At 42.5% G+C, this 13,746-nt stretch carries 10 protein-coding genes; 6 read left to right on the forward strand and 4 right to left on the reverse strand.

Annotated elements, in window-relative coordinates; translation table 11 throughout:
- Positions 1–213: 213 nt before the first annotated feature.
- Both E1160_RS03610 and E1160_RS03615 read left to right on the forward strand, forming a co-directional pair.
- Positions 214–1,776: a trimethylamine methyltransferase family protein gene (locus tag E1160_RS03610; RefSeq protein ID WP_155153634.1), complete on the forward strand. Its 1,563-nt coding sequence runs from the start codon at positions 214–216 to the stop codon at positions 1,774–1,776.
- Between the two features lie 22 nt (positions 1,777–1,798).
- Entirely contained in the window at positions 1,799–4,225 is a 2,427-nt protein-coding gene (locus E1160_RS03615; RefSeq protein ID WP_155153635.1) for a GcvT family protein, read from the forward strand.
- An 80-nt stretch (positions 4,226–4,305) separates the two neighbouring features.
- On the opposite strand, the gene E1160_RS03620 is transcribed toward E1160_RS03615, so the two are convergent.
- Positions 4,306–5,046, reverse strand: coding sequence for a substrate-binding periplasmic protein (locus E1160_RS03620; RefSeq protein ID WP_218048697.1), 741 nt, complete (start codon positions 5,044–5,046; stop codon positions 4,306–4,308).
- Between the two features lie 174 nt (positions 5,047–5,220).
- Between E1160_RS03620 and E1160_RS03625 the strand changes: the two genes are divergently transcribed.
- A complete protein-coding gene (locus E1160_RS03625) occupies positions 5,221–6,393 on the forward strand; it encodes a hypothetical protein (protein WP_155153637.1) in 1,173 nt (390 codons plus the stop codon).
- A gap of 10 nt (positions 6,394–6,403) precedes the next feature.
- On the opposite strand, the gene E1160_RS03630 is transcribed toward E1160_RS03625, so the two are convergent.
- Positions 6,404–7,057 carry an MBL fold metallo-hydrolase gene (locus tag E1160_RS03630; protein ID WP_155153638.1) on the reverse strand — a complete coding sequence of 218 codons (654 nt, stop codon included), beginning with the start codon at positions 7,055–7,057 and terminating at the stop codon, positions 6,404–6,406.
- A 200-nt stretch (positions 7,058–7,257) separates the two neighbouring features.
- Here E1160_RS03630 and E1160_RS03635 point away from each other — a divergent pair, with 200 nt between their 5' ends.
- The 3 genes from E1160_RS03635 (at position 7,258) to can (ending at position 9,324) form a co-directional block, all read left to right on the forward strand.
- Positions 7,258–8,229: a sodium-dependent bicarbonate transport family permease gene (locus tag E1160_RS03635; RefSeq protein WP_155153639.1), complete on the forward strand. Its 972-nt coding sequence runs from the start codon at positions 7,258–7,260 to the stop codon at positions 8,227–8,229.
- A gap of 11 nt (positions 8,230–8,240) precedes the next feature.
- Entirely contained in the window at positions 8,241–8,552 is a 312-nt protein-coding gene (locus E1160_RS03640) for a DUF190 domain-containing protein (RefSeq protein WP_155153640.1), read from the forward strand.
- 88 nt (positions 8,553–8,640) lie between these two features.
- The gene (gene can / locus E1160_RS03645; protein ID WP_155153641.1) at positions 8,641–9,324 is read left to right on the forward strand and encodes a carbonate dehydratase; all 684 of its coding nucleotides are present in this window, start codon (positions 8,641–8,643) and stop codon (positions 9,322–9,324) included.
- A 73-nt stretch (positions 9,325–9,397) separates the two neighbouring features.
- Here can and E1160_RS03650 read toward each other — a convergent pair whose 3' ends face one another.
- On the reverse strand, positions 9,398–10,570 hold the full coding sequence (locus E1160_RS03650) for a type III PLP-dependent enzyme domain-containing protein (protein ID WP_155153642.1): 1,173 nt from the start codon (positions 10,568–10,570) through the stop codon (positions 9,398–9,400).
- 83 nt (positions 10,571–10,653) lie between these two features.
- Positions 10,654–13,731, reverse strand: coding sequence for an aminotransferase class III-fold pyridoxal phosphate-dependent enzyme (locus E1160_RS03655; RefSeq protein ID WP_155153643.1), 3,078 nt, complete (start codon positions 13,729–13,731; stop codon positions 10,654–10,656).
- Between the last annotated feature and the right edge of the window lie 15 nt (positions 13,732–13,746).

A 13,746-nucleotide genomic window follows, 5' to 3' on the forward strand; every position in this document is an offset into this window, starting at 1 on the left:
CTAATAACTTATTAAAGACAAATTAAATGCCATTTGGCAATAATGTTTACACATAACTTCAGTTATGCCAAAGGAATATCACTTTAAAAAACACGCCCTTTGATGTCGTAACTTTGCAAGAAAAAGTCGTTGCAGATTAAATTCAATTTTGCCTACAGTTTGGAAGGATAAAATAACAACGCAAAATGCGGTAGTTTTAGTGGAGTGAAATGAATGACAGCTGAAGTCATCAAATCCCGTCGCGGTGGTCGGAAAGCACGTGTTGCAGTCCGTGAGGCACCTTTAGCCGAAGATATTCGTCCAATCAAACCTGGACTGGAAGGTGGAAATTACAAACCACTTTCACAATCTGATATGGACAAAATCAACGAAGCAGCCCTTAAAGCGCTCGAAACAATCGGCATGTCAAATGCAATCCCGTCATGCCGTGAGTTATTCCTAAATGCTGGTGCAACTGAAACATCTGAGGGCCGTATCCTGATCCCACGATCCATGGTGGAAGACACATTAAGCAAATGTGCTCGTAAATTTCCACTCCATGCTCAAGACCCAAAATTTGACTTAGAGCCATGGGGAAGCAAAGTACATTTTGGTACTGCGGGTGCTGCTGTGCATATGGTCGATCATGAAACCCGCGACTATCGCGAATCCACCCTTAAAGATCTATACAACATGGCACGTATAGTTGATCAAATGGATAATATTCATTTTTTCCAGCGAACAGTTGTTCCCCGTGACTTACCTGATGCTCTAGAAATGGATGTGAATACAACATATGCATCCGTTATGGGCACAAAGAAACATGTAGGTGCAAGCTGGGTTTTGCCAGAACATTTGGAAGCTTCTTTAAAAATGCTTCATGAAATAGCTGGTGGAGAAGATAAATGGCGTGAACGTCCATTCGTAAGTATGTCTTGCTGCTTTGTTGTTCCACCAATGAAGTTTGCCGAAGATGCGTGTGCAACAATGGAAGTTGGTGTTCGCGCAGGTATGCCGATCTTGCTACTATCCGCAGGACAAGCAGGTGCGACAAGCCCTGCTGCTTTGGCCGGTTCCTTGGTTCAAGCGGTCGCAGAAGTTCTCGCAGGTTTAGTCTATGTGAACCTTATTAAACCGGGGGCGCCTGCAATCTTCGGCACATGGCCCTTTGTATCCGATTTGCGTACAGGCGCAATGAGCGGAGGTTCAGGAGAACAAGCACTTCTGACGGCAGGCTGCGCACAAATGGCACAATATTATGATCTAACAGGTGGTGCACCTGGTGGCATCACAGATTCCAAACTTGTGGATGCGCAAGCGGGATATGAAAAAGGATATAATCATACACTTGCTGCAAATTCTGGCCTGAATATGGTTTACGAATCCGCTGGTATGCATGCCAGCCTATTGGGAGCAAGTCTGGAAGGTCTCGTTGTTGATAATGATTCTATCGGTGCCGCTCTTCGGACTGTCCGTGGCATTAAGGTTGATGAAGATAGTCTATCATTGGAAGCTATTCGTGATGTCTGCATCGGCGGACCAGGACATTATCTAGGCCATGATCAGACAATCCAACGCATGCAATCCGACTATGCGTATCCAGATGTTGGAGATAGAACAAGCCCTAAGGAATGGGCAGAGGTAGGATCAACCTCAATAGATGAACGTGCGCATAAGAAAGTAAGAGAAATCTTATCCTCCCATTATCCTGACCATGTCAGTGATGAGATTGATCAGAAAATCCGTTCCGAGTTGCCGATCAAACTGGATCGGGATTATATGAAGCCACAAGCATAAAGTGATAAGTGGAGACAAAAAAATGAAAACACATGCAAGAGTAGTTGTGATTGGCGGCGGTGTTGTCGGGTGTAGTACTCTCTATCACCTTACAAAGATGGGCTGGAATGATGTGGTTATGGTGGAAAAAGATGAACTAACATCCGGTTCCACATGGCATGCAGCGGGTAATGTGCCTACCTATTCAGGCAACCTAAACATCATGAAGATGCAACCTTACTCGACCAAACTTTATTCCACTTTGGCAGATGAAGTGGACTATCCATTCAATTATCACGTAACTGGTTCAATTCGGACCGCGAACAACCGTCATCGCATGGATGAATTTAAACATGTGGTTGCAATGGCGAATTCCCATGGCCTTGATTATGAAATGCTGACACCTGATGAAATGAAAGAACGTCACCCTTTCATGGAATTACATAATTTGGAAGGCGGCCTCTGGGATCCATATGATGGCGATATAGACCCGTCACAAGTTACACAAGCCTTGGCGAAAGGTGCCCGTGACGGCGGTGCAGAAATTCATCGCTTCAACCCGGTTGATGCCATCAAACAGCAACCAAATGGTGAATGGGAAGTTAGCACAAAAGAAGGTGTAATAACTTGTGAAATCTTAGTAAACGCAGCGGGTTATTATGGCGGTGAAGTTGCTAAAATGATGGGAGTTGAAATTCCTGTCATTTCCATGTCCCACCAATATTTGGTAACTGAAGGCATTGCTGAACTTGAGAATTATGGTGATAACCTCCCTCTTCTTCGCGATCCAGATGACAGTTATTATTTACGCAAAGAACGCGATGGCCTGATTCTCGGTCCATATGAATGGAAAGCAACCGCAATGTGGCAAGATGGCTTGCCCGATAACTTTGCGTATCAGCTATGGGATGATGATCTGGAACGTTTGGAATGGTATATTGAACAAGCCATGGCCCGCGTGCCTATTCTCGGTACTGTTGGCGTTAAAAATGTAATTAATGGCCCAATCCCTTACGCGCCTGACGGCAATCCATATGTCGGTCCTGTTCATGGTCTTCGCAATGCATTCCATGCCTGTTCCTTCAGTTTTGGTGTGTGCCAAGGCGGTGGCGCCGGTAAAATTTTGGCAGAACAAATCGTCGAAGGTGAATCGGAATGGGATATGTGGTCAATTGATCCTCGCCGCTATACAGATCATGCAAATCATCATTATGTTATCAAAAAAGCGATTGAGCTTTATCAACATGAATATGCGATTGGTTTTCCAGGTGAAAGCCGCCCAGCCGGACGCCCCGCGAAAACAACACCTGTCTACGACAAGTTGAAAGCCAAACGCGCATATTTCACAACGGCAAATGGTTGGGAACGTGCCGCATGGTTTGTGCCTGAAGGCGAAGAAATGAAGCAGGCATTAAGCTTCAAGCGAGAAGAGCAAAACTGGTATAATGCAGTTGCAGCAGAAGTGAAAAATACTCGTGAAAATGCAGGCATCTGTGACATGGGTGGGTTCTCTAAATTCTTCTTGGAAGGTGAAGGTGCAACTAACTGGCTTAACAAGATGACCTGCGGGAACTTGCCAAAGGTTGGTCGTGTCCGTCTGGTTTATATGTTAAACAAACAAGGCGGCATTGTATCGGAATTCACCATCACTCGTTTAGCAGAAGAAAAATATATTCTGATCGGTGCAAGTGGCGCTGAATGGCATGACAAGGATTGGTTGGAAGCGCATCTTCCAGACGATGGCAGTTTATCTCTTGAAAACAAAACAGCCCGTTATGGTACTTTGGTTCTTACAGGACCTAAAGCGCGCGATATTTTGTCTCAAGTAACCCGAACAAGCCTTTCCAACGAAGATTTTCCATGGATGTCTCATCAAGAAATCGAAATCGGCATGGCTAAAATGCTGGCTTTACGTGTTTCATACGTCGGTGAACTTGGCTGGGAACTTCATGTACCGATGGAATTCTTGGGCGGCGTCTATGAACTTATTTGTCAAGTTGGCGAACCAATGGGCCTTAAAGACTTTGGTGCATTTGCTATGGACAGTATGCGTCTTGAAAAAGGTTATCTCTCGTGGCAAGCGGACATCACCAAAGAATTCTCCCCATTGATGGCCTCTTTGGATCGTTTTGTGAGCCTCAATAAAGATGTAGATTTCATTGGTAAGGAAGCATTGGCAAAAGAAGCGGCAGAAGGCGTGAAAAAACGTCTTGTGACCTTCAAATTGGATAATTGTCCATTTGATGCACCTCTAGAAGCACCAATTCATAAAGATGGTGAACTTGTCGGGGCGGCAGCTTCTTCTGGTTATAGCCATATCCTAGGTCATCTGATTTCTTATGGATATATCCGCACTGATTTAGCGGAAATGGGTACAGAGGTTGAATTCTCTATCCATGGTGAAAAAGTTAAAGGCGTAGTGACAGAACAATGTCTCTACGATCCGGAATACGCGAAAATTCGCGCATAGATCTCCACACCAAAAATAATAATGCTAAATAAATTCAGGGAGCTTCGGCTCCCCTCTTTTTTTACATCTATCTTGAAAAATCAATTCAGTTGTTGAGTGTTCATTACGCCGTAAGATTCAATAATCTCCTGATAGCGTCCACTTTCTTTTAGCTGTTTCAAACCATCATTAAACTTATTACAGATTTCATAGTCTTGAAAAACAGCAGCAAACATACTTGGAGCGAAAATTTCATGGTAAGTAACTTTTTGCGTCACATCTGACATTTCCTGAACTTGATCTGATTTACGATACCACTCAAAAATATAACGGTCCCCGACAATTATGTCCGCCCGCTTGTTAAATAATTGCATGACCTGCGCAGATTGGTCCGCTATCTCTCGGTAGTCTTTACTTTTCTCAGTCATTTTTTTGTAATTATAGCCCAAATATTCTGACGCATTCTGAAAGGCAACAACACGTTTATCGGTTAAATCTTTTACACTTTTAATATCGTAATTTTTCTCAGAAAGTGAAATCGCATAATTCCAATAGGTAATATGATGATCTGTATAACATCCTGGCAAATCAATTTGTCCAGTGGACATAATGCCATCCACACGCTTATTCCTCAAAAGATACAAGGTGCGACTTAATGGCACAAAGACAGGTTCCATCCTATAACCTTGCGAAGCTAAAATTTCTTTTAAGATATCGTATTCTATGCCCCGTTTCTCTTCTCTAATTACATATGGGGGAATTGTGACACCAACCGCAACCTTCAGCGTCTTTTCTGCGTGAACTGTATAGGATACCGAGATCGCAGCAATACCTGTCAACAAAGATAGAATAACTTTCCTCATACTGAAACTTTAGAACAGGTACTCTCAATGCACAAGAAAGAATACCGTGTTTGTTTAGTTTCATTTCAACTAAGGCTCTAACGATACTGGCAAGTTCTTTTGGAATCATTTAGCCTCTGAATATCAATAGAAATATTAGCATGAATGATGTCCATGACATTTGAAGATAAATTACAGACTGCGATGCAAGCCCCAAATGACCAAGATATCTGGGCAGACCTTTTCCTAACCGGTTTTCAGGGAAAGTTGCACCCACTGTTGCCGACTTTGATGGATCAAAGGGAAAAACTATTTCACGACACACCGCAACTTGTCTTTAAAGCTTTTTGGCGCGATAATATTTACGAAGACCAGCAACTACATGATAACATTGTTAAGTTCACAACAGACACTAAAGACACAACTGTACCGCTTACGGCATTGCGCTTCTTCAGTGCGGCAATGCTTATAAAAGCTGGAAATGTAGACAAAGCCATTCAAGAGCTTCAAATCGCCGAAGTTGGCCTAATGAATAATGTGGAACAGTTTAAGGAACTGCCGCATTTTCTGCTTATTCCCGGCATGTTGCAAATGTTGGATAGTCTGAAAGAGGTCTCTGACGCGGAAAACACCTTGCCTGCCCCACGCGAGACTGGTGAATGGTTCATTGATTGGGTAAAAGCACCAAAGATTGATGCTAAGAAAATCATTTTCACATCCTGCAATGGTGTTTATTGGCGTAAATTTGGACCGGACTTTCTAAAAGCCGTGGAAGGCAAAGCCCCGATCCATTTACATCTTGTTAATCCAGAAGACGGACAAGAGAATGCCCTTGCAGATACAGATCTGAGCTATTCTATTGAAAGACAGGTGGAACGTGCTTCAAGCCCTTATTATGCTTGCGGACGCTTCCTTGTATTACCTGAACTTTTAGCTAAAACAAACGCTGATATCATCATGTTGGATGTGGACCTTATCCAAATCCATGATTTTAAAACACTGGTTCAAGAAACAGAGAAAGGCGATATTTCCTATTTCGCCATGCGCACCCTTATTCCGTGGCTACGTCATCATGCGGCCTTTATCCATTGGACCAACAACGAAGCCGTAAAACGGTACGCTTCTCTTTTGCAAAAACTACTTTGGGACAAGCTGGCAGGCACAAATTGGTACGTGGATCAGCTTGCCTTGCTATCGCTCTACAATTTCTTCCAACAAGAAGACAATGATCCAACGCCTAACTTCCACTTGCTAGAACAAGATCAAGATTTCGCCTTTGGAAAATACATCCTTCCCGCCGGCGAAGATCATGAAAAATGGGAATTACGTAAAGAGGCTGGTTTATAGCTCTATCTTCTTAGCCAGCCAGCGCGCGGTCACTTACAAATGGGTTTGTTTTACGTTCATCTCCGAAGGTTGATAACTGTCCATGGCCGGGAATAAAAACAATATCATCACCAAAAGGCCAAAGCTTCTGAGTGATTGAGTTGATCAAGTCTTCATGATTACCTTTTGGGAAATCTGTGCGACCGATAGAGCCTTGAAACAAGACATCACCAACAATCGCCAATTTATCTTCTTCGCTGATAAAGACTACGTGTCCTGGTGTATGGCCCGGGCAATGCACCACCTTCAAAGCTACGTTGCCAACTTTCACTTCATCATCATCATTTAACCAACGAGTTGGTTCAAAAGACTTTGACGGTGTGAAATTAAACATGGTGGCTTGGTCTTCCAATTGATCAATCCAGAATTTTTCATCTTCTTGAGGCCCAATAATCGGCAAGTCACGTTTCTCTGCTAGTTCTGCTGTGCCACCTGCATGATCAATATGACCATGGGTCAACAGAATTTGTGTAAGGTTTACACCCGCCTCCTCCACGGCCTTTTCAATCAAGGCTAAATCCCCACCTGGATCAACCACCGCTGCATCCTTGGTTTCTTCACACCAAATCAAACTACAATTTTGTTGAAAAGCTGTTACGGGGATAATCGACGCTTTAATTGGCATAATATTGATCCAAATCTCTTGAATTTTATTTTTGATTAGACAAAATAGTGCGCAAATTTAATAACAACAAGTATTGAATGCTTTATAAATAAGTAAATGTATCAACTCATATACAAATGAATATCATTTATCTGACTTGTTTTAAAAAGTCGGAGTGAGGATGATGCGATTAAATAGTTTGTTTAAATAAGGTTTAAGAAATGGATTTATCGATCATCACTAACAATTTGTTAGCGCCCCCCATCCTATTTTTTGCTCTAGGCCTATTTGCTGCTCTTGTGCGATCAGATCTCTCCATCCCACAAAGTATCGCAAAAATAATGTCTCTTTATCTAATGATGGCAATCGGTTTTAAGGGGGGTGTCGCAGCCGTCGAAAATGGCCTTGGTGCAGATTTAGTAGTGGTCATTCTATTAGGTATAACACTTAGTGCCGTCATTCCTTTTATCGCTTACGGCTTCCTGCGCACTTTCACAGGGTTGGCCCGGATAGATCGCGCGGCAGTCGCGGCTCATTACGGTTCTATTTCTATTGTCACATTTGTTGCCGCTATCACTACATTGGATACACTTGGCATTGCCTATTCCGGTCATATGGTTGCCGCTGCTGCTGCGATGGAAGCGCCTGCTATTCTAGCTGCACTTTACCTTGCAAATAGAAAATCCGATAAAGACAAAGCAAACTCCATGCACAGCTCAATTGGCCGTGAAATTATATTCAACTCCTCAATCGTTTTACTTCTTGGATCATTCCTTATTGGTATGATTACAGGGCCAAAAGGTTATCAGGAAATTGCAGGGTTCTTAAATGTACCATTCAAAGGTATTTTATGTCTGTTCTTACTTGATATGGGCTTGATCGCTGGTCGTGAGTTGCGCCAAATCAAATCCGAATTCAAAATCCCGTTGATTTTCTTTGGCGTGTATATGCCGTTTGTTGGCGGCTTTGTTGGTGGTTTAGCCGCAAAACTTCTAGGCTTCTCAACAGGTGACATTGTCTTGATTTCCATTTTGTCAGCCAGTGCCTCCTATATTGCGGTGCCCGCAGCCATGCGAATTGCCTTGCCTGAAGCAAAACCATCTATTTACTTAACCTTATCACTGGCGATAACATTCCCAATCAATATTTCGATCGGCATCCCAACATATATCACGATAGCAAGCATGCTTTGAGGACAACACATATGAACACATATCAGAAAAAACAGGTCACGGTTGTCATAGATATGGCATTTCTAAGACGTTTCTTGGACTTGTTAGATCAGTTTGATATATCCGGATATACTGCAGTTCCTGCAATTGCGGGAGCAGGCGAAAGTGGCTCCTGGAGAAAGGACAAGCTTCCAACAGAAGCTGGAAGTATGGGGGTGGTTTATCTTGTGATTGATGATAACAAACTTGATGAACTTCTTGAGGAAATTTCACCTATCATCGAAGACAAAATTGGTATTATCGTTATTAATGAAGTCACCGTCCTACGTGGGGAACGTTTCTAAAATTCTAGTTCCCGCTGCTTGCTAGATTCTTTCTCAATCTTTATGGTTGAGAAAATTCAGGGTCGCAAACATATGGGGATGAATAGTAATGGAGACACTCAATAAAATTCTGGATATGAATAAAGATTGGGTTAAAACAGTTAATACTGAGGATCCAACCTTTTTTGAAAGATCCAGTAAAGGACAATCGCCAGAATTCCTTTGGATTGGATGCGCAGATAGTCGTGTACCTGCGAACCAGATTTTAGGCCTACCACCGGGCGAAGTTTTCGTTCACCGCAATATTGCAAATGTCGTTGTACATAGTGACCTTAATTGCTTATCTGTACTGCAATATGCTGTTGAAGTCTTAAAAGTGAAATCCGTCGTGGTGGCGGGCCATTATGGTTGTGGTGGCGTACATACCTCCCTTTGTACAGAACATAAAGGTCTGATTGACAACTGGTTAAGACATATCAAAGACGTCCAACGGCTCTATAAGAATGCACTACTTGCTTGTCCGGATGACCAAAGAACAGATCTTCTATGTGAACTCAATGTGGTAGAGCAAACACGTAATATCGTTAACACCACAATTGTCAGAGATGCATGGAAACGCGGACAACAACTTTCCGTACATGGTGTTATTTACGACATTAGAGATGGTATTTTACGCTCTATCGTCAGCAATCAAAAAGAAAATTGTGAGTTGGAAGGAGAAGCCTTCCCTGAAGTTGCCTCTGCCACAAGGGTCACGGAAGAGTATAAATCAAGAGTTGATCCAGAAAGATAAAGAAAAGGCTCGAAGTTATCTTAGAGCCTTAGTTATATAAGTCAGGTCAGACTTCTAAATTATGAAGAAAATTTTACACTGGCGCATGATAATAGGTTGGTGGAAAAGCGTTATCATCTTCAACCACCATCCAATTATCTGCGGAAAAACCATTAAAGTTTGAAGCAACCGCATTACTATAGGCGCCAAGTATACCAATTTCGATCCAATCTCCCACTTGCACATCCACTGGCAACTCAAAATGCATATTCATAACATCTAAGGTGTCGCAGGTTGGTCCATATGTTCCAAAGCCTTTAGTTTCATTGGCACGCGGCCCATCACAACTCACCAAACGATATGGGTAACGCACCAAGTCCGTCATGCCTACCTCGCTCATACTGCCGTAAATTCCATCATTTAAGTAAATCTGGTCATCTTTGATCATAATGATCTGAAGCAATAAGCTTTGTGCATTCGCTGATAAAGCTCGCCCGGGCTCACATAGGATTTCGCAATCCTTTGGCAAATCTGCTGCTTTAACAGCTTCATCAATAGCATCAAAAAAGTCCTTTAAAGGCGGTGTTTCCATTGAAGGATATTTATATGGAAAGCCTCCCCCCACATCTAAAGCATTTAATTTAACTCCAGCTTCTTTCGCAACTCCTGCAGCATTTGCCACCGCACGCGGAAAGGCATCTGGATGTGTACATAGAGATCCGACATGGAATGAGATATTCGCCTTACGGCCTTTACTCTCAAGATATTGTAAGGCTTTCACTGCATCCTCGTTTGCCATACCGAATTTAGAGGATAATTCATAAACAGCTTCTTCTGAATGTGCCTTTAAACGAATGAAGATATTTGCGTCATCCCCTGTATCATTCAGCAAGCGATCAATTTCGCTTTGATGATCGGCTACAAAATGACGCAAACCATATTTCTCATAAGCTTCCTTCGCTGCGCCAACAAACTTACTCGGCGCCATAAAATAACATGTTGCATCTGGAAACATGCTATTGATCAACTTGATTTCATCCATAGACGCGGTATCAAAATGACGGATGCCAGCAGCATATAATTCTTTCAAAACTAATGGAGATGGATTGGCTTTAACCGCATACATAGGCGTCCCATTAAATCCATCCAGAAAATCGCGTGCCATCTGACGCACCAAATGCGGATACACGCAGTTTACAGGAATATTCGGGCGATTATCTACGATGAAAGCATCTACATTCTTATAAGTCTTTATAGGCGCGCTCATAAGCTTCTCCTCCAATTGATCTATTAATCAACTAGAGGAGAAAAGAATTCTCGTCAATATTAATTTTACAAATGTAAAATTAATTATAACTGGCAAGCTGTTTCTTGGAAAATCTTATCCATAGCTGCCAGCAGATAATCCGCATCCTCTTTACCAAATGTCAAAGGTGGACGAATTTTCAATACATTATCGTGAGGGCCATCTGTCCCGATAAGAATACGTTTTTGCTGTAAACGATTGGAAACATAGTTGGCCATATCCGTTGCTGGTTCACGTGTTTCACGACACGTCACCAAATCGACCCCTAAGAAAAGACCTGAACCGCGAACATCACCGATTGGCTCATATTTCTCACCAAGCTTCTTAAGGCCTTCAATCAAGTAATTACCTGTTTCAAGAGAATTTTCCTGAACCTTTTCATCTTCCATGATTTTCAACAGTTCATGCCCAACTACACAAGACAGGGTTGAGCCGCCAAATGTGGAGAAGAATTCCATCCCGTTAGAGAATTTCTCAACAATTTCCCGCTTAGTGACGAGCGCCCCTAGAGGATGACCATTTCCAATCGGTTTTCCTAATACCACCATATCGGGCACGACGTTCTGAGTTTCAAATCCAAATCTATGACTACCAATACGCCCCAAACCTGTCTGAGTTTCATCAGCAATACAGATACCACCTGATGCACGAACGGCCTCATAGACTGCATCAAGATATCCATCAGGTAAAACAATTTGCCCCCCCACACTTGGGAAAGTTTCACAAATATAAGCACAGGTTTTGTTACCTTTAGCCTCAATGGCTTGTACCGCTTCTTCCACATATTTCGCATATGCAGGTCCTGGCTCTGGATGATCCTCTCTAATAACACCGCGATAGACATCTGCCACGGGGACAATATGAATCCAGTCTTCAGGTCCCTTACCGCCTGGCCCATTAAACTTATACTCACTCAACGCCAAAGCGGTATTCGTATGCCCATGATAACCTGTTGCCATCACAATCGTGTCTTTCTGGCCTGTGATTTGTTGAGAAATACGCATCGCTAATTCGTTAGCTTCGGTGGCAGAATTTAAAAAGAAGACACAATCCAATTCTTCAGGCATCCAACTGGTCAGTTTTTTTGCGTAAGCAACCTGTTCTGGGTGTAAGTAACGTGTGTTGGTATTGATCTTTGTAAGTTGTTCAGCGGCAACTTTCTGAATACGTGGATGCGCGTGGCCAACATGAGGTACATTATTATAGGCATCTAGATAAACGCGCCCTACTTCATCAAATAGAAAATGCTTCCAACCACGGATCATGGGAATTGGTTTCTTATAAGATAACTTCAGGTTTGGGGAATACATGGCCTTACGACCCGCAATCAGCTCATCACGATCTATGATATCTGCGGCAAGAACCTCATCATCTAATCCTAACATCGCAGCAGGATTTGGGAAAAACCCTTTCCAGATTTCAAGATCATCCGCGTTGACAACACCATCAATGTCGCAGCCTTTACCAAAATCAGTAACAGCCAACTGAAGATGTAAATGTGGTGCCCATCCACCGTTTTCACTTTCATCTCCGATTTCGGCAATTTTTTGGCCCGGTTTAACTTTATCTCCCACCTTCACTAACTCTTTAACATTATGGGCTAGGTGCCCATAAAGCGCATAGAAAGTTTCACCTGTGTCAATTGTGTGCTTTAGAAGCAAAACACCACCATAATCCAAGTGATCAGATCTAATATCCACGTCCGCCACCACAGCATCACAAGGGGCAAAAAGCTCCGTTCCTGGTGGCACCATCACATCCACCCCCATATGAACGGTGCGTTTATCACATCCGCTATAATCGGTATCCTGAAAGGCTGGTTCTGTATAAATCAATCTTGGTTCGGCGTAACGCCCCATAACAATTTCGACATCTCCGACTTGCTGCTGAATTGCCTTTTCAATTTCACCTTCTTTTAGATCAAATGGATTTTGCGGCACCGCAATACCAGCACCATTTGGTGAAAGATCAATAACTCCCGCTTTAGATAAATCGCATTTCATCATCGGATGAAACTTATCTTTATTTGCTACCAACCATTCCGATATAGCTTGACTTTCTTTTAAGGGAGAATACCCACATGCCACACGTATATGAGCTTCTATCCATTTTGGATCAATTTGACGGGCTAGTCTCAAGAAATCCCAAGCAGGTTTTTCAGAAATCACCACATATGGATCATCTGGACGTTCCTGCTTCATAATCGCTGAATTGGTTACGCTTACCGCTAATCGCGTCAATAACAATGGATAAATCAGTGTAATTTCGTCTTCACTGAGACTATAAGCTTCATGGTAGCCTGCAACAAAAGAGGCTAAAGCATGTTCAGGCTTATTTTGACCTAAAACCAGATAAGCGCCAGCGATAGCCAACTCGCAAACACGTGGCGCTAGAACCATATCACCAAAATCAATCATGCCAGAGGTTTTATATTCACCCTGCCCCACATGATTTATCATTAAATTGTAATCATTTAAATCATTATGGATAGCGACCTTTGGTAATTTGTTCAAACGTGGCAAAAGATACTGTTCAAACTGTGTTGTGATACTCAGAATTTGAGCTTGATCCTGCTTATTCTTAAAATTGGTATAATAATCTTTAATCCAACCGGCTTGCTGCAAATCCCACTTTAATTCACGACTAAGATACTCATGTGAAAAATCGGCAAGCGCTTTGTCTAACGCACCTGTTTTTTGCCCCACATTATAAAGTGTAGGTAACAAATGTGGCGTTACATTCCCGTAAAGATTTCCATCTAACCATGTTATCGCCCATACCAATTGTTGGTCACCATTTGGACCGTTCGTGGAGAAAAACTGCGCGCCATCTTTATTCGTTAAAATTTCTGGTAGCGGTAATTTTTCATCATTGCCTAATGCATGCGCAATTGCCTTACATTGCATGTCAACAAATTCGGCATCACATCCGGGACGCATCACCTTTAAAACAGCCCAATTTCGCTCTCCAATTTTCATGGAAATATTCAGATCATATTCCCCATCCAATAAAGATAATTCAGCCTCTACACCATAATGATCCTTCACAATCGCTTGCCAAAAGCCGAGTTGAGTTTCAGATTTTTCAGCTGCTCTTTCCACGATTGCTGATGCCGTATTCATGATATCGCCCCATTA

This window comes from Curvivirga aplysinae (assembly GCF_009711445.1).
Classification (GTDB): Bacteria; Pseudomonadota; Alphaproteobacteria; order UBA8366; family Aestuariispiraceae; genus Curvivirga; species Curvivirga aplysinae.

What these genes read in the sequence shown, in the direction of transcription:
- E1160_RS03610 (WP_155153634.1), top strand. Translation starts at nt 214, where the DNA reads ATGACAGCTGAAGTCATCAAATCCCGTCGCGGTGGTCGGAAAGCACGT.
- E1160_RS03615 (WP_155153635.1), top strand. Translation starts at nt 1,799, where the DNA reads ATGAAAACACATGCAAGAGTAGTTGTGATTGGCGGCGGTGTTGTCGGG.
- E1160_RS03625 (WP_155153637.1), top strand. Translation starts at nt 5,221, where the DNA reads ATGACATTTGAAGATAAATTACAGACTGCGATGCAAGCCCCAAATGAC.
- E1160_RS03630 (WP_155153638.1), bottom strand. Translation starts at nt 7,057, where the DNA reads ATGCCAATTAAAGCGTCGATTATCCCCGTAACAGCTTTTCAACAAAAT.
- E1160_RS03635 (WP_155153639.1), top strand. Translation starts at nt 7,258, where the DNA reads ATGGATTTATCGATCATCACTAACAATTTGTTAGCGCCCCCCATCCTA.
- E1160_RS03640 (WP_155153640.1), top strand. Translation starts at nt 8,241, where the DNA reads ATGAACACATATCAGAAAAAACAGGTCACGGTTGTCATAGATATGGCA.
- can (WP_155153641.1), top strand. Translation starts at nt 8,641, where the DNA reads ATGGAGACACTCAATAAAATTCTGGATATGAATAAAGATTGGGTTAAA.
- E1160_RS03650 (WP_155153642.1), bottom strand. Translation starts at nt 10,570, where the DNA reads ATGAGCGCGCCTATAAAGACTTATAAGAATGTAGATGCTTTCATCGTA.
- E1160_RS03655 (WP_155153643.1), bottom strand. Translation starts at nt 13,731, where the DNA reads ATGAATACGGCATCAGCAATCGTGGAAAGAGCAGCTGAAAAATCTGAA.